Here is a 25649-nt window from a genome sequence, read left to right on the forward strand (position 1 = left end):
TCTTCTCTATCAAAATATACCTAGAAAGAATTATAAAAATCTTTTCTAAAAAATGCGCAAAAAAAGAACCGCACTTATGATCCAAGTCAAAAGTGCGGTTCAATTTGGCGGAGTTTTTTATGATTAAAGTTTGACGACTTTCGCCTGTTTTATCATATTATCGCCCACTTCAAGAATAGTGATTAGCAAACCATCAATTTCGCAAATCGTGCCTTCATCGGGTATTTCCTCTAAGTGTTCTAAGATTAAACCATTAAAAGTACGAGCATCTTCTGTATCTAATTCCCAGTTAAACATTTTGTTGAGATCGCGTAGATTAGCGGAGCCATCGATAATCATTGAACCATCAGACTGTTGAATTACTTCTTTGTCAATGCTTGGGGCGGTGGAAGTGGTAAAATCCCCAACAATTTCTTCCAAAATATCTTCCAACGTCACAAGCCCTTTAATATCGCCGTATTCATCTACAACTAAGCCAATTCGCTCTTTATTTGTACGGAAATTTGCAAGTTGCGTTTTTAATGGCGTGCTTTCAGGAATGAAATACACTTCATCTGCGGCACGAATTAAGGTTTCTTTGGTAAATTCATTTTTTTCAAGCAGTAAGCGGAATGCTTCACGCACGCGCAAAATGCCAAGCACTTGTTCATCAAGGCTGCCTTTGTAAAGCACCACGCGGTTATGTGCAGCATGATTGAGCTGGCGCATAATAGCTCGCCAATCATCATCAATATTTATACCGCCGATTTCGTTGCGGGGAACCATAATGTCATCAACAGTGACTGTCTCCATATCCAAAATAGACAGCAACATTTGTGGATGTTGTTCATTTGGTGTTGCTTCGCCTGCTTCTGACACAATACTACGCAGTTCTTCACTACTAATTACTTGTTTTTGCATATCAAGTTTTAACCCTACTATTTGCATCAAGGATTTAGTAAAAATATTCATTAACCAAACGAGCGGATAAAAGATTTTAAGCAATGAAGTTAAAATATGACTTGAAAAAAAACTCACTTTTTCTGCGTGCATTGCAGCCACCGTTTTGGGGAATATTTCAGAAAATACAAGCATTACGAAAGTGAGCAAACCCGTTGCAATCGCCACGCCAGCATCGCCATATAAACGCATACCAATTACTGTTGCAATTGCAGATGCGCTGATATTCACAAGGTTATTAAAAATAAGAATAAAACTTAACAAAGTATCTGGCTTTTCTAGCAGTTTTTCCGCTTTTTTCGCGCCTTTATTGCCTTGTTCAGATAGAAAACGAAGACGATATTTATTGAGGGAGAGTAGTCCAGTTTCAGAACCAGAAAAATAGGCTGATAAAACTAAACAGATAATAAGAATAATAAATAAAGTACTAAGGGGAATGCTATCCAAGGGAAAATCCTTTTGTTCGTTAATCAACAAAAAGTGCGGTCATTTTTCACCGCACTTTTTACCTGTTATTTGATTTTGCTAAATCAAATAGCTGCTCAAATAGCCAAGAGTGGGCAGAATAATACCTGAAATTGGCTAAATAATCATTCTTTTTCCTTATCTCCTATGCTTTCTTCATGAAATTGCCTACTCAAAAATCCATTTTCATTTGAAATGATGAAAAACGCCTAAATTTCGGTATAATCAGCACAATTTTTTAAGAAAAACAGGATTGTTAGCCATGTTTGAGAATTTATCGGATCGCCTTTCCAAAACCTTACGTAATATCACAGGAAAAGGCCGTTTAACGGAAGATAATATTAAAGAAACCTTGCGCGAAGTGCGTATGGCATTACTTGAAGCCGATGTTGCCTTGCCTGTGGTGCGTGAATTTATCGCAAAAGTAAAAGAAAGCGCGCTTGGGGAAGAAGTCAATAAAAGTTTAACGCCAGGGCAAGAGTTCTTAAAAATCGTTCAGCGTGAGCTTGAAAAAGCCATGGGCGAAGCCAATGAAAGTTTAAATCTTGCAACCCAACCACCAGCAGTTATCTTAATGGCAGGTTTACAAGGTGCGGGTAAAACCACCAGCGTGGGTAAATTGGCAAAATTCTTGCGTGAACGCCATAAAAAGAAAGTGTTAGTGGTGTCTGCTGACGTATATCGCCCTGCTGCGATTAAGCAACTTGAAACCTTGGCTCAATCCGTTGGCGTGGATTTTTTTCCATCGGATGTTAAACAAAACCCCGTTGATATTGCTAAAGAGGCACTTGCTGATGCAAAACTGAAATTCTACGATGTGTTGATTGTGGATACGGCAGGTCGCCTACACGTTGATACAGAAATGATGGACGAAATCAAGCAAGTCCATGCTGCATTAAATCCAATCGAAACCCTTTTCACTGTTGATGCGATGACTGGTCAAGATGCGGCAAATACAGCAAAAGCCTTTAATGAAGCATTGCCTCTTACAGGGGTTATTTTGACGAAAGTGGACGGTGATGCGCGCGGTGGTGCGGCGTTATCGATTCGTCAAATCACAGGTAAACCAATTAAATTCTTGGGTGTGGGTGAGAAAACGGAGGCACTTGAGCCGTTCCATCCTGATCGTGTTGCTTCCCGTATTTTGGGCATGGGCGATGTGCTTTCATTGATTGAGGATCTTGAACGTTCTGTTGATCGTGAAAAAGCGGAAAAAATGGCGCAGAAATTCAAGAAAGGCGATGATTTCACTTTAGATGATTTCCGCGAACAGCTGATCGAAATGAAAAAAATGGGTGGCATGATGTCTATGCTTGAGAAATTACCAGGTGCAAAAAATTTGCCTGAGCACGTTAAAAATCAAGTGGATGACAAAATGTTTGTCAAAATGGAAGCGATCATTAACTCCATGACCCTAAAAGAACGTGCCAACCCAGATATTATCAAAGGATCTCGCCGTCGTCGTATTGCATTAGGTTCTGGCACTCAAGTGCAAGATGTCAATAAATTACTTAAACAATTCGATGAAATGCAACGTATGATGAAGAAAATGCGTAAAGGCGGCATGGCTAAAATGATGCGTGGAATGCAAGGCTTAATGGGCGGAGGCTTAGGCGGTTTAGGCGGAATGTTTAAACGATAATTTCAGAAGATAAAAGTGCGGTTAAAAAAGAAATATTTTTACCGCACTTTTGTGTTTTATGAATTATAGCTAATTTATAAATTATTCTAATTAACGACGTTGCTGTTATGGAAACTATATTTAATTTTCTCTTTTAAGTATGTGAAAAAATTAATTAATGTTTACGATGATATTAATTTAGATAGAAAAGGAGAGCCGAACGTTAATTTTTCAGGCAATCTTTTCTATCCAGCCAAAGCCCGTTGCAAACTTTGCGTCCAAGCGGTTCTAAATGCGGCATCTTTGGCAAAAAGTTTGTATAGCTCTAATTCATCCCTATGGCGTTCGCTCATCACATCGCGCAAAATGGCTTGGAAAGCCAATTCACGGGTATGAATATCCGGGTTATTTTGATATTTCTGCTCAAAGTCTTTATGGCTGCGGATGCGCTCGGTAATATTGATAAATTTTACCCGTTGCTCATCCGGCGTTGCGCTCCAATCTTGAAACCATCTTTCGTTAAATACACGAATAATTTCATCAATCGGATCTTTTTCTTTATCTTCACCATGCGTACCGCGCGGATTGGGGTTTTGCGGGTCAAGCTCTGTTTCTTCATCATCTAATTTAATGCTGTAATTCAGCTTGGTGCGCGCCAAGCCGTAAGAGCTTAAATCCACTGCATCTAAAATTTCATCAAATTCATCCATCGGGTCTTGTACTTTTAATTTGGGTACTAAGAATTTGAGGAACCAATAGAGCTTTTCCCAAGCGATATTTTCAAAATTGATGATGGAGGCCATTTGCCCGTAAATTTTTAAAAACTGTTTTGCCTTGATTTTAAAATCAACTTTTTCATTTCGATCCAAATCCAATTCCAATTCATCATCAAAACGTTGGACAGCCACATCAATCATACTGCTTAATTGCTGTGCGTCTTTATTGGCAAAATAGCCTTCAGTAAAATCGTTGACCTCCGCTTGTTCGTACACGCCGGTTTCATCCAACCGGTCTTTCAAATCATGCAAGACATTGACATCGGTTGCCTGCGACAACGAAGTAGAAGTATAAAACGGCTCAAATGCCTGCTGAATATCTTCAACGCTGTTAAAAAAGTCCAATACAAACAAATCTTCCGTGCGTTTACTCAACTTATTCGCACTGCGATTCAAACGAGATAAAGCCTGCACGCAAAGCACGCCGGAGAGTTTCTTATCCACATACATGGCACACAATTTCGGCTGATCGAAACCGGTCAGATATTTATTGGCGACCACCAGCAAACGATATTCATCTTGATCGAAATACTCTTTGGTTTCGCTTTCTGCAAAGCCGTTCATTTCCGCTTCGGTGTATTCGACACCGTCAACCACTTTACTGCCTGAAAACGCAATCGCAATTTTAAACGGATTACCCCGCCCGGCCAGCAAATGTTTTAACGCCTGAAAATAGCGGATGGCGGTTTCAATATTTTGCGTTACCACCATTCCCTTGGCTTTGCCTTTGAGTTTTTTACGGTTGAAAACTTGGTAAATAAAATGATCCAGCATTATCTCCGCTTTAGTATCAATCGTTTGTTGCGAACGCTCCACATAGGCTTTCAGACGGCTTTGAGCCTTTTTACTATCAAACTCCGGATTATCTTCAATCGACTTAGTGATCTCATAAAAACTTTTATAGGTGGTGTAATTGGCGATTACATCCAAAATAAAGCCTTCTTCAATCGCCTGCTTCATAGAATAAAGGTGGAACGGCTTAAACTTGCCATCCGCCTGTTTTTCGCCGAATTTTTCCAAAGTGCTGTTTTTCGGTGTGGCGGTGAAAGCAAAATACGACGCATTGCCGTGCATTTTGCGGGATTGCATGGTTTGTAAAATCAAATCTTGCACATCTTCAGCATCAAGGTCTTCCGTTTTGCCGATGGCCCGGTTCATATTGTCGTGTGCCGAACCTGATTGTGAGCTGTGTGCCTCATCAATAATCACCGCAAATTGTTTGTCGCCTAAATCAGCAATGCCATCGACAATAAACGGGAATTTTTGAATCGTGGTAATAATGATTTTTTTGCCCTGCTCAAGCGATTGGCGCAACTCTGCCGAACTCAACGCCGGCGCAACAATGTTTTTAACTTCTGAAAAATCTTTGATATTGTCGCGCAGTTGCTTATCCAACAAACGACGGTCGGTTACGACAATCACCGAATCAAAAATCGGGCGGTCTGCCTCTCTACCGTTTGCCGCCTTTTCATTGCGCGGATATGCCTCAATCAACTGATACGCCAGCCAAGTAATGGAATTAGACTTGCCCGAACCGGCAGAATGTTGAATCAAATAACGTTTACCCACGCCATGTTCACTGACATCAGCAATCAAACGGCGGACCACATCTAATTGGTGATAGCGAGGGAAAAAGAGGGTACGTTTATCCAACGGATCTTTGGTTGAACCGTCTAAGCGCATAAAATGCTGAATAATGTTGGCAAGGCTTGCTTTGCCGAACACCTCTTGCCATAAATACGCCGTGCGGTGTCCATTGGGATTGGGCGGATTACCCTTACCGCAGTTGTTGCCCAAGTTAAACGGCAAGAAAAACGTAGCAGGCCCCGCCAATTTGGTGGTCATATAAGCTTCTTCCGTATCTAAGGCAAAATGCGCCAAACAACGCCCGAAATGGAACAACGTTTGGCTTAAATCACGGTTGAGGTATTGTTTTTGCGCATCAATGGCTGTCTGACCTGTCCAATGGTTTTTCAGCTCAAGGGCAATAATCGGCAAGCCATTGGCAAACAGCACCATATCCACCGTTTCATTGCTTGAGGCAGAATAAGGCACTTGACGCATACAGCTAAACAAATTCTGTTCAAAACGCTGCTTGACCTTTTCGCCGCTGCTGGCAAGCGGAACGGGGTAGAGCAAATCAAAATGGGCGCTATCAATATCCAAGCCTTTTTTCAGCAGGTGCAACACGCCGTTTTTCTTTATTTGGCGGTCTAATCGCTCCAAAATTTTACGCTGCCAGTCGTTTGGGTTGAGTTGTTGAAAACGGGCAAGTTCTGCCTCTTGGCTGGTTTGCAGGAATTGCCAAAACAGACGTGTGTCGATGGCAAACTGCGCATCAAAATCCTGTGAAAATGCCAGTTTAAAACCATGATGGCGCGGCAGGTATTCAGCCTTCGGCTCGCCCAGCTTATTTTCCATGTTTTCACGCCAAGTGCCAGTTAAGGCTTTTTCGATGGCAATTTCTAAATCTTTTTCCTTAGTTCCTGAAACCATTTTTCACCCTTTTGTGAATTTTTTAAATTTATTCATTACGCCCAAGTTGTCGCGCCGATATTCAAAATCCATCGGATTTTTTGACCGCACTTTTCACACCTATACCCGCACCTTGCCGGTCACCACATCGTTAATCAACACGCTTTTATATTCTTTCAGCTTTTCAATATGGGCTGTTTTTAATGCGATTGCTCGATCAATTTTAGAGGTTTGTTTATCTAGGTAGTCGGCAATTTTTTGCTGTTCTAAATATGGAGGAATAGGTAGTAATAATTCTGCAAAATCAGAATAGCGAAAATCTGTTGAACGCTCTCTAATTCCTTTAGCTAAGGAGCTAATAAATCCTGATAATGCAAGATTTCTTAAGTAATAAGCGTAAAAATAGACATCGATTTTTTGTTTATCATGAGGCAAACAAACGGAATAAACTGGTGTTGCTTTACCATCTGAATCAGAAATACCAATTGCCCCTGCAAAAGCATCCATAGCGTGAATAACTAAATCACCTTTTCTAATTCCTTGGTAGCCGTGTTCTTTTAGCGCATTTGTAAATCCTTCAGTTCTTCGATTAGCTCTCAGAGTTACTTGCCCATCCCTAAAACAAGTAACAATTTGGTCTTCCTCATTCACTTTTCTTTCTATTTTCTTGAAAATGAATTTTGAACGTTGCACATCCCAATGCTCCGGCACTTGCCCTATCCATTCCACGCCGGAATCTTTTAACGGCACATCAGGGTTTAAGCCTCGGGTTACGGCATTTTGAATCAGGATCTGCTTGTGCTCTTTCAACAGGGCAATCTGCTTTTCCGCCAAATCCACCGCCTGATCGATTTTAGCGGTTTTATCGTCTAGGAATTGCGCGATTTTTTGTTGTTCGGAGAGAGGTGGAATAACCAAAATACTGTCTGAAATATGCCCATAGTTAATCGTTTGTCTTACACCTGAACCTAATAATTTCATATATGCAACATCGTATCTATGTAATAAATACGAAAAGTATTTTTTATTAATTATTTGTTTTTCTTTTAAAACAATGTAACCGGCACTTACAACAACGTCTATTTCTGATAAAGCAATTCTCAAACTAATTAGGTCATAATTTAAGTTTAAAGGATTTATTAAAAACTCGCCTTTTAACACCTCTTGATATGAACGTTTTGTTGCCTCTGTTACTTTATCATCCGATTTTTCAATAACTTTACCAAAACTAATGGCTCCACAATTAAGAGACAGGCTTTGCTTATGTTTTTTTTCAACAAATAATTGTTTCAAGCGTTTTAACTCCCAATGGCTCGGTACCTCCCCTAGCCAATCCACACCTGAATCTTTGTAACGCTCGTATCGTCTCATTTGCAAAAAATCCTTAAAATATGACCGCTCTTATTGATGCAATTTGTTGTCCGTTTAACTATAAAAAAACTTGCTTATTTCATGCCAAATCTTGCTTAAAAGATAAAAATCATTATTTTTCAGCAAGTTAAGCATTGTCAATTTCCTTGCTTAGCAAGCGATAAACCTTGCTTAATCTTTTCTAAAAGCATATTTGGCATTGGGGTCACGCTGTTTTACACTTTGTCTTTCAATAATACCTTGCTGAATAAAGGCATTTAAATACGCTCGGATCGAATTCTGATTGATTTTTGTATAGTCAACTAATTCTGACAATATCGCCGTACCATTTGTAAATAGATAAAGCAAAATGGCTTTTTGGGTGTCGTTGTAGTTTGTCCATTCTTTTTCAATCTGCAGCATAGTGGCTGTAGATACCGTTTTTTCATGTGCGGTAACACGGTTGCGCAATGTTAGATAAACATTGTTGTTTTGTTCTCTATATTCAGGCTTTGCCAATAATGATTTTTCCATTGACTCATAAATACGGGAAACGCCTTCATTAAGCTGACGGACATACCCAAGATCCTCTAAAACTCGTGCTATACGTGGATTCCGAGCGAATCGTTCCGTTTTAATATTTTCAATGGTGACTTGAGCAGGGAGAGGGCCACTATTACTAATTTCAAGACGATCGTCGAAATGTTTAATATAAATAACATTACCTTGAACATTGTAAGAACGATGACAAAGCGCATTTACAACACCTTCTAACCAAGCTTCTTCAGGATATTCCGGTACTTTGATAAATTTTCCCTGATTGACATCAAGAAAGTAATAATCCCTTAAAGAGGCTCTTAAAAAATAGGTCAGCTCCTCAATTAGCTTTGGAATATTATTTTCAAAACGTTGGTCTTTTATCACATTATGCTCAGTACCGACTTTCGCTACTGTACCTTCATAACGAACATAGCGGACTGATGCTGAAGGAATGTAACGTTCCGGCATGGTAGAAAAGAGTAAAATGGCTGATTTTTTAAACTGATAACAACCTTCCTTTTTGGTTAATAAATTTCGCTTGTATAATAAATCTAAGATATTATCGGAGGTAAAATTAACTTTCTTTTTATATAGCTCTAATAATTCTTGATCTAAATCTTCTTCATTAAAATCAGGAACTATTTCATCTTCAAATAGACGGATATTTTTATCATATTCAAGATTTTTGATTTGTTCTCTGGTGAGAGGGCCTCGATTACTATCTGCTACACGTAAGAACACATTTTCATTGTCTTTGCGACAATAAATACGCTCTAAATCTTGCTCTACGTGGAATAAGAAAACTAATTTTCCATCAACCAGAATTTCTTCCAGTCCAATCCGACAAGGCGGTGCAATAAAATCGAAAACCAATTTCCGATAATCATCTAATTTATCGCCAAGGCTATTCAAGTCTTGGATTTCGCCATTATCTGCCACACCAAAAGCCAAAACTCCGCCATCAGCATTGAGCATTCCAACTAATTCTTCAGCTATTTTAGTTGGCTTGATGTCTTTTTCTCCTAGTCCTTTGCGCTCAAAATATTGGTTTTCCGGCTGCATCTCTAAATAATTTTTTGTGATAATGCCGTTAATTTTAGAAAGCGGTTCTGTCATTATTATTCCTTGCTTATTTCATGCCAAATCTTGCTTAAAAGGTAAAATTCATTATTTTTCAATGTGTTATATATTTTGAATTTCCTTACTTAAGACCTATTAAAACTTGCTTAATAGTTTGTTTTTTATTAAGCCTCTAGAATTTCACTAATCAAGCCGTCAGCCTGTTTTTCTAACGCCAAAATATCTTGGGCAACTTCTGCAAGGCTGCGTAATGGTTTGTGGCGGTAGAAGTATTTGTTGAAGCTGATTTCATAGCCGATTTTTACGCTTTCCATATTCAGCCATGCTTCGCTGATGTGCGCTTGCACTTCGGCTTTGAAATAGTCGTGGATATTTTGTTTGAGCGGTATGGATTCGCTGTCGCGCAAGTCGCTGCTCGTTTCATATAGGATATATTCGCCTGCTTTGCCGGTGGCGTAATAGCCAAAGTCTGCCAGCTCGTCGGCTTGGCATTGGTAGCGTTGGCAAAGGGCGTCCAATTCGTTTGGTTTGAGCTTGAGTGTTTTGGCAATCACTTTGGCTGAATTTTCGTCGTACCAACTTACGGCATTGAAAACGGCCTTTTTCTCTGTGGCAGAAAGGGGGATTTTTTCGGCTTTCAGACGGCATTCCACGGCTTGTTTGAATTGGTTGAAATCGTCAAATTGTTGTTCGCCGAAATGTTCGAGCAAGGTTGATGCCGTCTGAAAAAGTGCGGCGGCTTTTTCCCAGGTTTTGACGTCCAGCAGCTTGGTCTTGTTTTTGTTGTTTAAGGCTATGCCCTGCGCTTCGCACCAAGCGGTAATTTCTTGCTCGGTTTGGGCTAAAAATCCGGCGTTGTAAATTTGTTCGCCATATTGCCGATAAAGATATTGCATCGGCTCAAACAAAGCCTTGTCAAACCGTAAAGGCGAGATATTTTCGGCGGTAAATTGGGCAGAACGGCGATCCGGGCGTTCGATGGTGACTTTGTAATAGCCGAAATCTTGATTGTCAAAAATCTGCGAAGCCAGGCCGACTGCTTCATTTTGGCTGTCGGTTTCGCGCGCTTTGGCAGTGAAATCAAGATAGTTTTGGGTAATTTCGGCGATATGTTCAGGTACAAATTCGCAGTTTTTATCGCCAAGGTTTTTACGCAATTTGCGGAATAAGAGGCTGGCATCAATGAGCTGAACTTTGCCTTTGCGTGCTTCAGGTTTGTTGTTGGACAGCAACCAAATATAAGTGGTAATACCTGTGTTATAAAACAGGTTGTTAGGCAGCTGTACGATGGCTTCGAGCAAATCTTTTTCAATAATATGGCGACGAATGTTGCTTTCTCCTGAACCTGCATCGCCGGTAAACAGGCTTGAGCCGTTATGCACGGAGGCCACTCGGCTGCCGATTTTGTTGTCATTCGGCGATTTCATTTTGCTGACCATTTCCATTAGGAATAGCAGCTGTCCATCGCTGGAGCGTGGGGTAGCATCAAGGGTTTCTACATTGCCCCAGTAATCTGGTAAGGTAACTTTAAAGCGACTGTCGATAACCTCATTGCCGTCTTTGATATAGGCTTGATCTTTGCTCCAGCTTTTGCCATATGGCGGGTTGGAAAGCATAAAGTCAAAGTGATTACCTTGGAAGCTATCTGTAGCAAGGGTTGAGCCGACTTTGATGTTTTCGGGATTATCACCTTTAATCATCATGTCAGATTTACAAATGGCATAGGTTTCATCATTGGTTTCTTTACCAAACAAAAAGATGGAACGCTCGCCTTGTGATTCAGATAGCGGATATTTTTGCTCAATAAAGTTTTGCGACTCGGTCAGCATGCCACCGCTGCCGCAAGCTGGGTCGTAAATCGTAATAATGGCCGGAATTTGGTCTTTGAGCGGATCAAAGACTAAATGCGTCATCAGCTCGATCACTTCGCGTGGGGTAAAGTGTTCGCCAGCTTCTTCGTTATTTTCTTCGTTAAATTTACGAATCAGTTCTTCAAATACATAGCCCATGCCCAGATTGGTCAGCGCTGGTAATTTGTTGCCCTCAGGGTCTTGTTGTTCTTTAGGGGTAAGATTGATATAGGGCGATACAAATTTTTCCAACACGCTCAGCAAAACATTTTTATGGGACATATGGCGGATTTGTTCACGCAGCTTGAAGCAGTTGATGATTTCATGAATGTTGGTGCTGAAACCATCAAGATATTCTTCAAAATTGGCCAGCATATACTGCGGCGTATTGCTGGCGGTTTGATAGAGGGATTTTAATGTCCATTTTGAGGTGTTATAAAAAACATGACCGGTAATTTTTTTAAGGGGAAGGTCATCCAATTCGGTGAATGCCAATTCTTCTTTTTGAAAACGCATTTCTTCCAATACGGCATCTTTGCTTGGCTCAAGTAAAGTATCCAAACGACGAAGCACAAACATCGGTAAAATCACATCACGATATTTACCGCGCACATACACATCGCGCAGACAATCGTCTGCAATACTCCAAATAAAAGAAACCAGTTTGTTATGAACAGAATGCTCCATATTTGTTCCCACTTAATATTATGAAATTTTTTGGGTATTGTTGCTTATTTTTAATGGGCATTCAATTTTTTCTTTTATTAAAGGAAGCTAATTGTTATTAGTTATGATTGTAGGATCTTATAGAGAAGAAAGCGTGCGGTAAAAAAGAAATATTTTTACCGCACTTTTGTATTTTATGCTGGATTATCTATATCTTTAAATTCTACGTCAAAGCCATATTCTTTCGCCAACCATTCGCCTAATGCCTTGATGCCATAGCGTTCTGTTGCGTGATGACCTGCAGAGAAGAAATGCAATCCTTGCTCACGGGCAGAATGGATTGTTTGTTCTGACACTTCCCCTGTAATAAATGCGTCGCAGCCTTGTTCTGCAGCAAGATCAATATAACCTTGTCCGCCACCAGTGCAGATGCCAATTTTTCGGATTAAGTGCGGTCCGTTTTCAATGCAAATTAACGGTTTTCGATTTAACACTTTTTCTATTTTTTCTGCAAAGTCTTTACCTGTCATCGGTTCTTTTAATTCGCCCCAAACAGGAATACTCACAGTGCCTTTTTCTAATGGTTGTAAATTTTCAATGTCGAGCAGTTTGGCTAATTGTGCATTGTTACCTAATTCTGGGTGCACATCTAATGGCAAATGATAGCCATATAAATTAATGTCGTTCACTAAAAGGGCTTTAATTCGCTTGCCTTTCATTCCTCGGATACAAGGGGTTTCACTTTTCCAAAAATAGCCATGATGAACTAAAATAGCATCAGCATTTTGGCTGATTGCGTAATCAATTAAAGCCTGACTCGCCGTTACGCCAGTAATGATTTTTTTGATTTCTGTTTTACCTTCGACTTGTAAGCCGTTGGGTGCATAGTCATTGATTTTATCAGAAGAAAGTTTTTGATTAATGAGTTGTTCAAGTTCGAGATTATTCATAATGGATCGTTGATTGGAAAAAGTCGGGATATGGTACAAAATTCCCAAAAAAATGGCTAGTGCGAAAGGAGTGGGGGAATGCACTAGCCAAGTTTCATTACTATTAAATTACTATCTAGTATCTAAAACAGAATTCATTATATATATAAATTTATAGCGATCAAGGGGAAATAAGAAATTTTTTATTTAAAGTGCGGTTTAAATTCCTTGTGTTTTTTACCGCACTTTTCCTCTTAAATTTCCCTTGAAATCTTTCTTTTTATTCTTATATCTGTGACGTTCAATTTTTATCTTTATGAAGGAAAAAATTATGTCACAAAATCAAGAAACTCGCGGCTTCCAATCTGAAGTCAAACAACTACTCCAATTAATGATTCATTCTTTGTACTCTAACAAAGAAATTTTCTTACGTGAATTGATTTCTAATGCTTCTGATGCGGCAGATAAATTACGCTTTAAAGCACTTTCCAACCCTGCTTTATATGAAGGCGATGGCGACTTGCGTGTGCGTGTTAGCTTTGATGCGGATAAAGGCACTATCACAATTAGCGATAACGGCATTGGTATGACTCGTGAGCAAGTCATCGATCATTTGGGGACGATTGCAAAATCAGGAACAAAAGAATTTTTAACCGCACTTGGCCAAGATCAAGCAAAAAATAGCCAGCTTATTGGGCAGTTTGGTGTGGGTTTTTATTCTGCTTTTATTGTGGCAGATAAAGTGACTGTAAAAACTAGAGCGGCTGGCGAAGAGGCGGATAAAGCTGTGCTTTGGGAATCTGCGGGCGAAGGCGAATATTCTGTGGCGGATATTGAGAAAAAATCTCGTGGTACAGATGTGATTTTACATTTACGTGAAGATGAAAAAGAATTTTTAAATGAATGGCGTTTGCGTGAAATTATTGGTAAATATTCTGACCATATTGGCTTGCCAGTGGAAATGCTGACGAAAGAATACGATGATGAGGGCAAAGAGTGCGGCGAAAAATGGGAAAAAATCAATAAATCTGATGCCCTTTGGACGCGTTCTAAAAATGATGTTTCCGATGAGGAATACAAAGCGTTTTACAAACACTTAAGCCATGATTTTGTTGATCCTGTGACTTGGGCGCATAACAAAGTGGAAGGAAATCAAGCATATACTAGTTTGCTTTATGTACCAGCTAAAGCACCTTGGGATTTATTTAATCGCGAACATAAACACGGCTTAAAACTTTATGTTCAACGTGTATTTATTATGGATGATGCTGAGCAATTTATGCCGAATTATCTACGTTTTATGCGTGGTTTAATCGATAGTAATGACTTGCCATTAAATGTATCTCGTGAAATTTTACAGGATAACAAAATTACGGCTGCACTACGCAAAGCATTAACTAAGCGTTCATTACAAATGCTAGAAAAATTAGCAAAAGATGATGCAGAAAAATATCTTAAATTCTGGAAAGAGTTTGGTTTAGTCTTAAAAGAAGGCCCTGCAGAAGATTTTGCTAACAAAGAAACTATCGCAAAGTTATTGCGTTTTGCTTCGACACATAATGATGGTAGTGAGCAAACTGTCTCTTTAGAAGATTACATCTTGCGTATGAAAGAGGGGCAAAAAGCTATCTATTACATTACAGCGGATAGTTATGTTGCAGCGAAAAATAGCCCACACTTGGAATTATTCAATAAAAAAGGCATTGAGGTTTTATTACTTTCCGATCGTATTGATGAATGGATGTTAAGCTATTTAACTGAATTTGACGGTAAACAATTACAAAGTATCACGAAAGCAGATTTGGATTTAGGCGATTTAGCGGATAAAGAATCTGAAACACAAAAACAACAAGATAAAGCCTTTGGTAGTTTTATTGAGCGTGTGAAAAACTTGCTTGGCGAACGTGTGAAAACGGTGCGTTTAACTCACAATTTAACGGATACACCAGCGGTGGTTTCTACGGATAACGATCAAATGACGACCCAAATGGCGAAATTGTTTGCAGCCGCAGGGCAACCTGTACCAGAAGTAAAATACACATTTGAACTGAATCCAGAACACTATTTAGTGAAAAAAGTGGCTGATATTGCAGATGAAACTGAATTTGCTGATTGGGTGGAACTGTTGCTTGAACAAGCTATGTTAGCAGAGCGCGGATCTTTGGAAAATCCAGCTGCGTTTATTAAACGTATCAATAAGTTGTTAGGTTAATTCATTTGAGATGAAGTAGTATAAGGGTTAAAATCCTCAGTCTGATTAGATTGAGGATTTTTCTTTTTTAGGTGAAATATGATTACAGTTTACGGCATTAAAAATTGCGATACAGTGAAGAAAGCGTTGAAATGGCTGGCGGATCACAATATCGAACACAAACTTCACGACTACCGTGTTGATGGGTTAGATTTGAATTTTTTAACCCAAGCGGAAACTCAATTTGGCTGGGATGTGTTAGTGAATAAACGCAGTACAACTTGGCGTAATTTGGATGAGCAAGTTAAAAATTCCCTTGATAAAACCACCGCACTTTCCGTGTTGGCTGAGAATCCAACTTTAATTAAACGCCCAATTATTTTACAAGATGAAAAGGCATTAATTGGCTTTAATGAAAAGGAATATCAGGCTGTTTTTGCTTAAAGTGCGGTTATTTTCTTAGGAGTTTTTATGAGAGAAAAAGTGGTTTCGTTGGCACAAGATTTAATTCGTCGCCCGTCTATTAGCCCGAATGACGAAGGCTGTCAGCAAATTATTGCCGAACGTTTAGAAAAGCTAGGTTTTCAAATTGAATGGATGCCTTTTAATGACACGTTGAATTTGTGGGCAAAACACGGAACGAGCGAGCCAGTTATTGCTTTTGCAGGTCATACGGATGTTGTGCCTACTGGCGATGAAAATCAATGGTCGTCTCCGCCGTTTTCTGCGGAGATTATTGATGGCATGCTTTATGGGCGTGGTGCGGCGGATATGAAAGGCTCCCTTGCAGCAATGATTGTGGCGGCAGAAGAATACGTAAAAGCAAATCCTAATCATAAAGGCACCATTGCATTATTGATTACCTCTGATGAAGAGGCTGCCGCAAAAGATGGAACTATACGCGTGGTTGAGACGTTAATGGCGCGTGATGAAAAAATTACTTATTGTATGGTTGGAGAGCCATCGAGTGCTAAAAACTTAGGCGATGTTGTCAAAAATGGTCGCCGCGGCTCAATTACAGGAAATCTCTATATTAAAGGTATTCAAGGACACGTAGCCTATCCGCATTTAGCTGAAAACCCAATCCATAAAGCAGCCCCATTCTTGCAAGAATTAACGACTTACCAATGGGATAAAGGCAATGAATTTTTCCCGCCAACAATCCTACAAATTGCTAACATTCACGCGGGTACGGGAAGTAATAATGTAATTCCTGCTGAATTATATATTCAGTTTAATTTGCGTTATTGCACAGAAGTCACGGATGAAATCATTAAGCAAAAAGTCGCTGAAATGCTAGAAAAACACAATTTGAAATATCGTATTGAATGGAATTTATCAGGCAAACCCTTTTTAACAAAACCAGGTAAATTATTAGATTCGATAACCTCCGCTATTGAGGAAACCATAGGCATAACGCCAAAGGCTGAAACAGGTGGTGGCACGTCAGACGGTCGTTTTATTGCATTGATGGGCGCAGAAGTAGTGGAATTTGGTCCGTTAAATTCAACCATTCATAAAGTCAATGAATGTGTCAGTATAGAAGATCTTGGCAAGTGCGGTGAAATTTATCACAAAATGTTAGTGAATTTATTGGATAGCTAAAATGAAATTAACCCTAGAAATGCTTACAGGAAAGTCTCGTGAGCATTTAGTCAATTTACCCACAACTCATTCATCAAATCATTTTTTGCAAACACAAGCTATGCAAGCATTTCAAGCTTTGCAACAAAGTGCGGCAAAAAATGGCTTTAATTTACAGCCTGCGAGCAGTTTTCGTGATTTTGAACGCCAAAAACTTATTTGGAACAGTAAATTTAAGGGCGAGCGAAAAGTACACGATGATGCAGGAAAGGCATTAGATTTGAACCAATTAGATGACTGGCAAAAATGTCAGGCGATTTTACGTTGGTCTGCATTGCCGGGGGCGAGCCGTCATCATTGGGGAACGGAAGTGGATATTTTTGATCCTGATCTTTTGCCACAAGGGCAATCTTTACAACTGGAGCCTTGGGAATATGAAAAAGGCGGCTACTTCTTTGAATTGAGTGAATTTCTTGCCGAAAATTTACCGCACTTTGATTTTGCTTTGCCTTTTATGAATATGCAGTCCAATAAGAAAGTGGGGCGGGAGCCTTGGCATATCAGTTATTTGCCGTTAGCTGAATTGGCAAGCCAGCAATTTTCTCCAGAGATTTTGCAACAGGCGTGGAAAGGGGAAAATATTTTAGGCGCAGACTGTTTAATATCACATCTTGAACAAATTTTTTCCGAATATATTGTTTAAAAATAAGCCTTATCGTGAAGATAAGGCTTTATTGTTAAGCGTAAAAAAGCCCTTTTCTATGTAAATAAACAGGCAAATTATCGCCAATAGATAAATCGGGAGAAATAACGTTCTCAATCCATATTGCGTAGCCATTAATTTCAATTTGAATGGAGGTAATTTTTCCTTTAAATTCAATTTGTTTTATTTGTCCATTAAAAAGTGCGGTTGGATTTTCTGATGTTTTAAACAGGCTAAATTGTTCTGGACGAAGCAAAATCCTACCTTGATTTTGTGAGATTGATTTATTTTTTATAGGAATATTGCCTAATTGGCATTGAGCGGTATTTTCATCGAGTAGATTTGCAGGCAAAACAATACTTTCCCCCATAAATTTTGCTGTTTCAAGATGATTAGGCGACCAATAAAGGGTGCGTGGCGTATCGATTTGTAAAATTTTACCTTGCTGAATAATGGCGATTTTATCAGCGTAGCGTAAGGATTCATCACGGTCGTGAGTAACGAAAATTGCGGAAGCACCGCTTTGGCGAAGTGCTTGGAGCATCTCTTGGCGAATTTGTTGGCGAAGATGCTCGTCTAAGGCACTGAAAGGCTCGTCTAATAAAATCAGTTCTGGATTAGGGGCTAAAGCACGCGCCAATGCTACGCGTTGTTGTTGTCCGCCTGAAAGTTGATGTGGAAAGCGATCCGCCAGTTCAAAAATACCCGTTAGTTGCATTATTTGTTCAATCCGCGTTTTTTCTTCGCTATTTTTTCCTTTGCCGTTGCCTAATCCGTAAGCAATGTTGCGATAGACATTTAAGTGAGGAAAAAGTACGCCCTCTTGCACCACATAACCGAGATGACGTTGTTGCGTTGGAAGATTAAAATTCTCGCCAAAAATTAACCGCTCTTTTAGCCAAATTTCGCCAGTATTGGGGTGTTCAAATCCTGCAATGGCACGTAATAATGTAGTTTTGCCACAGCCTGAAGCACCAAGTAAAAAGAGGATTTCTCCGCGTTGTAAGCTGAATGAAATATCGTGCAGAACTTGTTGTTCATTAAAAAATTTATTGAGATTTTTAACGGTTAATAACGGATTATTTATCATTTTATTTAAACGCATATTTTTTCAATAAAAATACAGGAATACCCGAAAAAAGAACGAGCATTAACGCATAAGGGGTGGCGGCAGCATATTGCGCATCGCTGGTATGTTCCCACACAGCAATGGATAAGGTTTTAATATCATTTGATGTGAGCAAAAGCGTCGCGGTAAGCTCTTTCATTAAATTCAAAAAAACCAAAGCAAATGCGGCGGCCACACCTGGTAATATGGCTGGTAGCGTCAAGGTGCGAAAAATATAGAAAGGGCTTCGCCCAAGACTTTGTCCGACTTTTTCAATTTGATCGGAAAGTTGCTCTAAAGACGCTCTTAATGTAGTTTGTGCCATTGGCAAATAGAGCATAAAGTAGGCAATGATAATCACAAAAAAGGTTTGATATAGGTCGTTAGCGTAATGGATGGAAAAATAGACTAATGATAAGGCAATGACTAAGCCTGGCACAGCGTGTAATAGATATGGCAAGCGGTCGATCCAAATCGTTAAATAACTACGGTAACGAACAGCTGCCCAAACTAATGGCAAGGCACACATTACGGTAAGCAATGCGCCTAAGCCTGAAATGATAAATGAATTGCTGAATGCCGATAAAAATTCTGAAAAATCACCCGCACTTTCGAGTGAAGTTCCCACAATAAGCCAGTAAATTAACATAATCACAGGCACGCCAATGCTTAAAATGAATATGCTAGAGAAAAATCCGAAGGTTAAACATTGTTTTCCAAAGGAAAGTGTTTTTACGAGATAAGGACGCGTAACACCTTTTCCACTGTGGTAAAGGGTTTGTTTTCCACGAAAGAAAATTTCCCCAAAAACAATAAGTATACAAATCGCCATTAAAACGGCGGATAATAATGCAGCAGTGCTGTTGTTAAAAGACATTTCATATTCTTGGAAAATGGCAGTGGTAAAGGTTTGATAATTTAAAATTGACACTGCACCAAATTCGATCAACATATGTAAAGCAATCAGTAAGATACTACTACCAATGGCGGGTTTAAGTTGCGGGAAAATAACATACCAAAAGGTATACACAGGGCTTTTACCCAGCGAAAGGCTTACTTCTTCAAGAGAACGATCAAGTCTTTTTAGTATGGCGGAAACGGGCAAATAAGCCAAAGGAAATGAACTTAATGTCATAATACCAATTGTTCCCCAAAAACCCTCAACGCGGAATGTGAGGCTGATCCAAGTAAAACAACTTACAAAGGCGGGAATACAAAGGGGTAACGTCATCGCCACTTCAAAAAAAGCTTTACCGAAAAAGCGATAACGTTCAAGTAAAAAAGCACAAAGCGTGCCAAGTGAAATAGCACCGATAGTTACACAAACCATTAAAAGCATTGTATTGCTTAATAATTCAGCCATTCGAGGGCGAAACAATAGCTCAACACTTCGCGTTAATCCCACTTCTGTCGCACGCAAAATGACATACAGAAACGGCAAACATAACGGAAGCCCGATTAAGATGATAAGTAAAGTGAGCCAGAATGGCGGTCTGCGAGGCAAAGTTAAATCCTTTTAGGAATGTGAACCTTTCAGTTCACGCACGCAAGCGGTTAATTTTGTTAGAGAATTGTAAACGCGTGCGTGAATTTTTTCAAATACACGCACGCAATATTTGGATTATTTCAATCCAGCTTCTTCAATTAATTTGATCGCATGTTCTTTATCTTGAGCTGTTGTTGCGGACACCACTGGTGCTTCTAATTTTTCATAAGGTTCAAGATTAAATGGCGAAACCACATCAGCACGTAACGGATATTCTGCACGCGCTGCCACTAATGCCTCTTGACCTTTTTTACTCGCTAAGAAATCAACAAATTTTTGTGCTTCAGCTTGATTTTTAGAAGCTTTCAATACTGCTGCACCTGAATAGCTAACTAACGCACCTGGATCTTGGTGGCGAACAAAATAAAGACGGCTTTTTAGGTTTTCCACGCCTTTTTCTTTTGCTAGGTTATACCAATAATAGTTATTGATTAACGCAGCAGGTACTTCGCCATTTTCAACCGCTTGTAATGCCACACTATTTTTAGCGTAAAGTTTTCCGTTCTCTTTTAAACCTTTTAACCAATTAAGCGCAACTTTGTCCCCTTTCATTTTGCTTAACGCAACAACTTGCTCTAAGAACGCGCCAGAAGTTGATACATAACCGATTTTGCCTTTCCATTTTGGTGTTGCATAATCAAGCACTGATTTTTCCATATCTTTTTCAGATAATTTAGTGTGATCGTAAACCACTACGCGAGAACGGCCACTTAATGCAATCCAGTCTTTTTTCGGTGCAAGTGGTACGCCTTTTTGTGCGGTTTGTTGAATGGTTTGTTCTGAAATTGGTGCTAAAAGCCCTGCTTCAGAAAGATCGGCAAAAGTCGCTGTTTGTTCAGTATAGAAAACATCGGCTGGTGTTTTATCGCCTTCTTCTTTTAATTGACCTGCAAGTTGCTCACTTTTCCCGCTATTTAGCGTAACTTTAATGCCTGTTTCCTGTTCAAAGGCTTTTGCCACAGCCGTAGCGGCTTCTTTGTGCTGACCATTATAAACGGTAATATCAGCAAAACTATTAGCAGAAAAAGCAAGTGCTGCCGCAAGGGTAGCAAGTTTGAAATGTTTAAATTGCATTGAAAAGCTCCTTATGTTGAGTGCAAATTATTCAGTTCAGCCTGAATTGTGGCTATTCTATGCCTAATTTTATTTAAATGCAAATAGTTCTCAATTTAAATTGATATTTAGATGAAAAACAAAACGGTACATTAAACGAACCATACATAGATTATAGGTTTACAGGCTGGATATAGCCTAATCTTGTTAATACATCACAAAGTGCATTAAACAACTCAGTGCAATCATAAGTTTCATCAATCAATTTATCATTGTTATTCATATCTTGATATTCATTTTGAATTAAATAGCCTTGTAATGCTGATTTCAACTCAGCTTTAGTTGTCGGTTTTTCCATTTGAGACATCATATAAAGATGCGGTTTATTCAAATCTTCTACGTCGCCGTTATACATATTTCCAGCACCAATATACTGATTTGCGCCTTCTACCAATGTTTTTACATATTGAGTAAAGCGTTTCGGTATGTAAGTTTTGTTATCTTCAAAGGAATAAATTGAATTGAAAAAAGCATTGAAGAAATAAGAGAAAAAGGCGGAACAATTATTCCGCCTTAATTTATTTAATCTATCATTTTAATAGTTATCATTTTTATCTATAATATAAAAACCAAGTTAATTACTAGGAGATAAAAATGGCAAAAGATGAAGTAGGGCATAATTTTCTTGCACGTTTGGGTAAAACGCGTTTGCGTCCAGGCGGTAAAAAAGCGACAGATTGGTTAATTGCTAATGGCGATTTTAGCCAAGATAAAAAAGTGTTAGAGGTTGCCTGTAATATGGGGACGACTGCAATTGGATTGGCGAAACAATTTGGTTGTCATATTGAAGGTGTTGATTTAGATGAAAATGCGTTAGCAAAAGCACAAGCAAATATTGAAGCAAATGGCTTGCAAGAAAAAATTCATGTACAGCGTGCGAATGCGATGAAGTTGCCTTTCGAGGATGAAAGTTTTGATATTGTCATCAATGAAGCGATGCTCACAATGTTACCCGTGGAAGCGAAGAAAAAAGCCATTGCAGAATATTTTCGAGTGTTAAAACCCAATGGTTTATTGCTTACTCACGATGTTATGCTGGTGGGGAATGATCATCAAACTATTCTAGAAAATATGCGCAAAGCGATTAATGTGACTGTCACGCCATTAACGAAAGATGGATGGAAAGGCATATTCCAAGAAAGTGGCTTTAGATATGTTGATACTTTCTCTGGTGAGATGACATTACTTTCTCCAAAAGGAATGATTTATGATGAAGGAATTTTCGGTACGTTAAAAATCATCCGTAATGCGATGAAAGCGGAAAATCGTGAGCAATTTAAAAGAATGTTCAAAACCTTTAATGATCCTGAACATAAATTACATTTTATTGCTGTATGTAGCCAAAAATAATATAAAAACGAACCGCACTTTGATTTGCACCTTAATGAGTAAGCTTATTTGTTTAGTTTTGGGGTGCAGATCATTTATATTAATTTATTTATACGATAGTTAAATTAATATTTAATTCTCTAATGCCATTCTGTGCAGATTCAACAAGATTTTTGTCGCAAATTATGTGATCAAAATTTGTTAGTGGACAAATATGGAATGTCGCCACTTTCTCATATTTTGATGAATCTGATACTAAAATTCGTTTTATTTTTTCTAGTTCACTTGCTGTATTTGGTGGTGATTTACCAGAAATTATTCAGGATTCTACTGCTGTAACGCCACAATCGACTTATGGTGCACAAAAAGCAATGAGTGAATTACTTATTAATGACTATACAAGAAAAGGTTTTGTTGATGGTCTCTGTGTTCGCCTGCTCACAATTTGTATCCGTCCAGGAAAACCAAATAAAGCGACTTCTTCCTTTGTAAGTAGCATTATTCGAGAACCTTTACATGGTGAAACTTCAATCTGCCCAGTTGCTGAAAAAATGGCGTTCAGTTTTATCAAATTTCTAGGTAAGAAAAAGGAAGAATGGGCATTAGCCATTACGGGCTATGTCGTGAGTATTCCTATTGTCTTACCGATTTTACTTATTTTCATCAAAGCTATTCTTGATTTGGGGAAATGATGGTTCTGTAATAGATCTCATTTTTCCACTAGGGATTTTGGCATTAATTATGGGATATGTTCAAGTTCAGAATAAAACATTATAGCGATAAAAACGCAGTGCGGGAGAATAGTCTCCCGTCTTTTCTTGCAGATAAAACAATATTTGACTAACTTTCTTTTTCTCAATATTTTATCTTCATTTATCTTCTTTATTACAAATATGCAACTTGACAAATACACTGCCAAAAAAATTGTTAAACGTGCAATGAAGATCATTCATCACTCTGTAAATGTAATGGATCACGACGGTGTGATCATTGCGTCGGGAAATTCAACGCGTTTGAATCAACGGCACACAGGAGCGGTGTTGGCGTTGCGGGAAAATCGTGTGGTAGAGATTGATCAAGCGTTGGCACAAAAATGGAATTTTGAAGCGCAACCAGGGATTAATTTACCGATTCATTATTTAGGCAAAAATATTGGAGTGGTGGGGATTTCTGGTGAGCCAACTCAGGTGAAACAATATGCCGAACTAGTGAAAATGACCGCAGAACTTATTGTGGAACAACAGGCTTTACTCGAACAAGAAAGCTGGCATCGTCGTTACAAAGAAGAATTTATTTTGCAATTATTACATTGCAATTTGAATTGGAAAAAGATGGAACAGCAGGCGAAATTTTTTTCTTTTGATTTAAATAAATCTCGTGTGGTTGTATTGATTAAGTTACTTAATCCAGCCCTGGATAATTTACAGCATCTGATCAATTATTTGGAACAGTCTGAATTTGCACAGGATGTGGCAATTTTGTCCCTTGATCAGGTTGTGGTCTTAAAGACTTGGCAAAACTCCACCGTACTTTCTGCTCAAATGAAAACGCTTTTACCTGCAGATTATTCAAAACAAGATTATAAAATTGCTGTAGGCGCTTGTCTAAATCTACCGCTTTTTGAGCAGCTTCCCTTGTCTTTTCAAAGTGCGCAAAGCACGCTTTCTTATGGATTAAAACATCATCCACGCAAGGGTATTTATGTGTTTGATGAGCATCGATTGCCTGTGTTACTTGCTGGATTATCCCATTCTTGGCAAGGGAACGAATTGATAAAACCCCTTTCTCCCCTTTTCTCAGAAGAAAATGCGACACTTTATAAAACCCTTCAACAATATTTTTTATCAAATTGTGATCTTTATCTCACTGCGGAAAAATTATTTGTTCACCCGAATACTTTGCGTTATCGATTGAACAAAATAGAGCAAATAACTGGTTTATTTTTCAATAAGATAGATGATAAATTAACGCTCTATCTCGGAACGTTGTTAGAACATTGAGGTTGTATAACTTTACAAAGTTTGATGATTTTTAACCGCACTTTTTGTTTGCTCTAATAAAGCATTTCCCCTATAAAACAGAAATAATCTCCTTGGTTTTAATTTTTATAGGAGAGAAAAAATGACAACAGTCTCAGCAATAGGTGCGTTGGTGGCGTTAATCGTTGCTATCTTCCTCATTTTGAAAAAAGTCTCACCAGCTTATGGTATGTTGGTGGGAGCTTTGGTTGGAGGGTTAATTGGTGGTGCGGATTTATCGCAAACAGTGAGCCTAATGATCGGTGGCGCACAGGGTATTACTACTGCAGTTATGCGTATCTTAGCTGCTGGTGTGTTGGCAGGCGTGCTGATTGAATCGGGTGCAGCAAATTCCATCGCGGAAACCATTACTAATAAATTGGGTGAAACTCGAGCTTTACTCGCCTTGGCACTAGCGACGATGATTTTAACTGCGGTGGGTGTGTTCGTGGATGTGGCAGTGATTACTGTTTCACCAATTGCTTTAGCGTTATCGCGTCGCAGCGATTTATCGAAAGCTGCAATTTTGCTCGCCATGATTGGCGGTGGTAAAGCTGGTAATATTATGTCGCCAAACCCAAATGCCATTGCGGCAGCAGATACTTTTCATTTGCCACTCACTTCAGTGATGATGGCTGGTATAATTCCCGCGCTATTTGGTTTGATTCTCACCTACTTCTTAGCAAAACGCTTAATCAACAAAGGTTCTAAAGTGACTGACAAAGAGGTAATCGTGCTTGAAACGCAAAATTTACCTTCATTTCTGACCGCACTTGTCGCACCTTTAGTGGCAATTTTGCTATTGGCACTTCGTCCATTGTTTGATATTAAAGTTGATCCATTAATTGCATTGCCGTTAGGTGGTTTGATTGGTGCGCTTTGTATGGGCAAACTTCGCAATATAAATAGTTATGCTATCAATGGATTGAGTAAAATGACACCCGTGGCAATTATGTTACTTGGTACAGGCGCGCTTGCTGGCATCATTGCTAATTCTGGTTTAAAAGAAGTATTGATTCAAGGTTTGGAACATTCAGGTTTGCCATCATACATTCTTGCACCAATTTCAGGGGTGTTGATGTCTTTAGCGACAGCTTCTACCACGGCAGGTACTGCGGTGGCATCCAATGTGTTCAGTAGTACCTTGTTAGAACTTGGAGTTAGCAGTCTTGCTGGTGCAGCAATGATTCATGCAGGGGCGACCGTATTTGATCATATGCCACATGGTTCTTTCTTCCATGCCACAGGCGGTAGTGTGAATATGGATATCAAAGAACGTTTAAAACTTATTCCTTATGAAAGTGCGGTCGGTTTGATGATGACCATCGTTTCTACCTTAATTTTTGGCGTATTTAAATTCTAGGAG

18 protein-coding genes and 1 pseudogene are annotated in these 25649 nt (G+C 39.0%); 9 read left to right on the top strand and 10 right to left on the bottom strand.

Annotation, left to right across the window (positions count from 1 at the left end; all coding sequences use genetic code 11):
• Positions 1 to 123 precede the first annotated feature (123 nt).
• Entirely contained in the window at positions 124 to 1386 is a 1263-nt protein-coding gene (locus AT683_RS04925; protein WP_032828395.1) for an HlyC/CorC family transporter, read from the bottom strand.
• A 280-nt stretch (positions 1387 to 1666) separates the two neighbouring features.
• Between AT683_RS04925 and ffh the strand changes: the two genes are divergently transcribed.
• Complete coding sequence (ffh, locus tag AT683_RS04930; RefSeq protein ID WP_011271882.1) at positions 1667 to 3046, top strand: signal recognition particle protein; 1380 nt, start codon at positions 1667 to 1669, stop codon at positions 3044 to 3046.
• A gap of 224 nt (positions 3047 to 3270) precedes the next feature.
• Here the strand turns inward: ffh and AT683_RS04935 are convergent, their stop codons facing one another.
• The 5 genes from AT683_RS04935 to AT683_RS04955 form a co-directional block, all read right to left on the bottom strand.
• The gene (locus tag AT683_RS04935; RefSeq protein ID WP_011271881.1) at positions 3271 to 6297 is read right to left on the bottom strand and encodes a type I restriction endonuclease subunit R; all 3027 of its coding nucleotides are present in this window, start codon (positions 6295 to 6297) and stop codon (positions 3271 to 3273) included.
• Positions 6298 to 6396: 99 nt separating this feature from the next.
• Positions 6397 to 7647 carry a restriction endonuclease subunit S gene (locus AT683_RS04940; RefSeq protein WP_011271880.1) on the bottom strand — a complete coding sequence of 417 codons (1251 nt, stop codon included), beginning with the start codon at positions 7645 to 7647 and terminating at the stop codon, positions 6397 to 6399.
• Between the two features lie 171 nt (positions 7648 to 7818).
• Positions 7819 to 9282 carry an ATP-binding protein gene (locus tag AT683_RS04945; protein WP_005687643.1) on the bottom strand — a complete coding sequence of 488 codons (1464 nt, stop codon included), beginning with the start codon at positions 9280 to 9282 and terminating at the stop codon, positions 7819 to 7821.
• Positions 9283 to 9410: 128 nt separating this feature from the next.
• Entirely contained in the window at positions 9411 to 11783 is a 2373-nt protein-coding gene (locus AT683_RS04950) for a type I restriction-modification system subunit M (protein ID WP_011271878.1), read from the bottom strand.
• 173 nt (positions 11784 to 11956) lie between these two features.
• On the bottom strand, positions 11957 to 12712 hold the full coding sequence (locus tag AT683_RS04955) for a Nif3-like dinuclear metal center hexameric protein (RefSeq protein ID WP_038440928.1): 756 nt from the start codon (positions 12710 to 12712) through the stop codon (positions 11957 to 11959).
• A 310-nt stretch (positions 12713 to 13022) separates the two neighbouring features.
• Here AT683_RS04955 and htpG point away from each other — a divergent pair, with 310 nt between their 5' ends.
• From htpG to AT683_RS04975, 4 genes are all read left to right on the top strand, one after another.
• On the top strand, positions 13023 to 14903 hold the full coding sequence (gene htpG / locus AT683_RS04960; RefSeq protein ID WP_005687637.1) for a molecular chaperone HtpG: 1881 nt from the start codon (positions 13023 to 13025) through the stop codon (positions 14901 to 14903).
• 78 nt (positions 14904 to 14981) lie between these two features.
• Positions 14982 to 15326, top strand: coding sequence for an ArsC family reductase (locus AT683_RS04965; RefSeq protein ID WP_005687634.1), 345 nt, complete (start codon positions 14982 to 14984; stop codon positions 15324 to 15326).
• 27 nt (positions 15327 to 15353) lie between these two features.
• Entirely contained in the window at positions 15354 to 16487 is a 1134-nt protein-coding gene (dapE, locus tag AT683_RS04970; RefSeq protein WP_038440930.1) for a succinyl-diaminopimelate desuccinylase, read from the top strand.
• A gap of 1 nt (position 16488) precedes the next feature.
• On the top strand, positions 16489 to 17169 hold the full coding sequence (locus tag AT683_RS04975; protein ID WP_005687632.1) for a M15 family metallopeptidase: 681 nt from the start codon (positions 16489 to 16491) through the stop codon (positions 17167 to 17169).
• A gap of 34 nt (positions 17170 to 17203) precedes the next feature.
• Here AT683_RS04975 and fbpC read toward each other — a convergent pair whose 3' ends face one another.
• The 4 genes and pseudogenes from fbpC to AT683_RS04995 form a co-directional block, all read right to left on the bottom strand.
• The gene (fbpC, locus tag AT683_RS04980; RefSeq protein ID WP_032821670.1) at positions 17204 to 18274 is read right to left on the bottom strand and encodes a heme ABC transporter ATP-binding protein FbpC; all 1071 of its coding nucleotides are present in this window, start codon (positions 18272 to 18274) and stop codon (positions 17204 to 17206) included.
• Positions 18261 to 19781: an ABC transporter permease gene (locus AT683_RS04985; protein WP_005687630.1), complete on the bottom strand. Its 1521-nt coding sequence runs from the start codon at positions 19779 to 19781 to the stop codon at positions 18261 to 18263. Before AT683_RS04985 ends, fbpC begins: the two co-directional genes overlap by 14 nt.
• 117 nt (positions 19782 to 19898) lie before the next feature.
• A complete protein-coding gene (locus tag AT683_RS04990; RefSeq protein WP_005667903.1) occupies positions 19899 to 20897 on the bottom strand; it encodes an iron ABC transporter substrate-binding protein in 999 nt (332 codons plus the stop codon).
• A 151-nt stretch (positions 20898 to 21048) separates the two neighbouring features.
• A pseudogene (locus AT683_RS04995) lies at positions 21049 to 21393 on the bottom strand (class I SAM-dependent methyltransferase); the annotation flags it as partial.
• Between the two features lie 137 nt (positions 21394 to 21530).
• Between AT683_RS04995 and AT683_RS05000 the strand changes: the two are divergent.
• The 4 genes from AT683_RS05000 to AT683_RS05015 all read left to right on the top strand — a co-directional run bounded on the left by AT683_RS05000 (position 21531) and on the right by AT683_RS05015 (position 25646).
• Positions 21531 to 22286, top strand: a complete 756-nt coding sequence (locus tag AT683_RS05000) for a class I SAM-dependent methyltransferase (RefSeq protein WP_005667899.1) — start codon at positions 21531 to 21533, stop codon at positions 22284 to 22286.
• Positions 22287 to 22534: 248 nt separating this feature from the next.
• The gene (locus AT683_RS10045) at positions 22535 to 22957 is read left to right on the top strand and encodes a GntT/GntP/DsdX family permease (RefSeq protein WP_080317072.1); all 423 of its coding nucleotides are present in this window, start codon (positions 22535 to 22537) and stop codon (positions 22955 to 22957) included.
• 201 nt (positions 22958 to 23158) lie between these two features.
• Entirely contained in the window at positions 23159 to 24265 is a 1107-nt protein-coding gene (locus tag AT683_RS05010; RefSeq protein WP_011271873.1) for a PucR family transcriptional regulator, read from the top strand.
• Between the two features lie 121 nt (positions 24266 to 24386).
• The gene (locus tag AT683_RS05015) at positions 24387 to 25646 is read left to right on the top strand and encodes a GntP family permease (protein ID WP_005658366.1); all 1260 of its coding nucleotides are present in this window, start codon (positions 24387 to 24389) and stop codon (positions 25644 to 25646) included.
• Positions 25647 to 25649: the final 3 nt, after the last annotated feature.

Source organism: Haemophilus influenzae (genome assembly GCF_001457655.1).
GTDB lineage: Bacteria > Pseudomonadota > Gammaproteobacteria > Enterobacterales > Pasteurellaceae > Haemophilus > Haemophilus influenzae.

Bases quoted from the DNA above. Each gene is read 5' to 3' on its own strand.
- ffh (WP_011271882.1), top strand. From the start codon at position 1,667: ATGTTTGAGAATTTATCGGATCGCCTTTCCAAAACCTTACGTAATATC.
- AT683_RS04935 (WP_011271881.1), bottom strand. From the start codon at position 6,297: ATGGTTTCAGGAACTAAGGAAAAAGATTTAGAAATTGCCATCGAAAAA.
- AT683_RS04940 (WP_011271880.1), bottom strand. From the start codon at position 7,647: ATGAGACGATACGAGCGTTACAAAGATTCAGGTGTGGATTGGCTAGGG.
- AT683_RS04945 (WP_005687643.1), bottom strand. From the start codon at position 9,282: ATGACAGAACCGCTTTCTAAAATTAACGGCATTATCACAAAAAATTAT.
- AT683_RS04950 (WP_011271878.1), bottom strand. From the start codon at position 11,783: ATGGAGCATTCTGTTCATAACAAACTGGTTTCTTTTATTTGGAGTATT.
- AT683_RS04955 (WP_038440928.1), bottom strand. From the start codon at position 12,712: ATGAATAATCTCGAACTTGAACAACTCATTAATCAAAAACTTTCTTCT.
- htpG (WP_005687637.1), top strand. From the start codon at position 13,023: ATGTCACAAAATCAAGAAACTCGCGGCTTCCAATCTGAAGTCAAACAA.
- AT683_RS04965 (WP_005687634.1), top strand. From the start codon at position 14,982: ATGATTACAGTTTACGGCATTAAAAATTGCGATACAGTGAAGAAAGCG.
- dapE (WP_038440930.1), top strand. From the start codon at position 15,354: ATGAGAGAAAAAGTGGTTTCGTTGGCACAAGATTTAATTCGTCGCCCG.
- AT683_RS04975 (WP_005687632.1), top strand. From the start codon at position 16,489: ATGAAATTAACCCTAGAAATGCTTACAGGAAAGTCTCGTGAGCATTTA.
- fbpC (WP_032821670.1), bottom strand. From the start codon at position 18,274: ATGCGTTTAAATAAAATGATAAATAATCCGTTATTAACCGTTAAAAAT.
- AT683_RS04990 (WP_005667903.1), bottom strand. From the start codon at position 20,897: ATGCAATTTAAACATTTCAAACTTGCTACCCTTGCGGCAGCACTTGCT.
- AT683_RS05000 (WP_005667899.1), top strand. From the start codon at position 21,531: ATGGCAAAAGATGAAGTAGGGCATAATTTTCTTGCACGTTTGGGTAAA.
- AT683_RS05010 (WP_011271873.1), top strand. From the start codon at position 23,159: ATGCAACTTGACAAATACACTGCCAAAAAAATTGTTAAACGTGCAATG.
- AT683_RS05015 (WP_005658366.1), top strand. From the start codon at position 24,387: ATGACAACAGTCTCAGCAATAGGTGCGTTGGTGGCGTTAATCGTTGCT.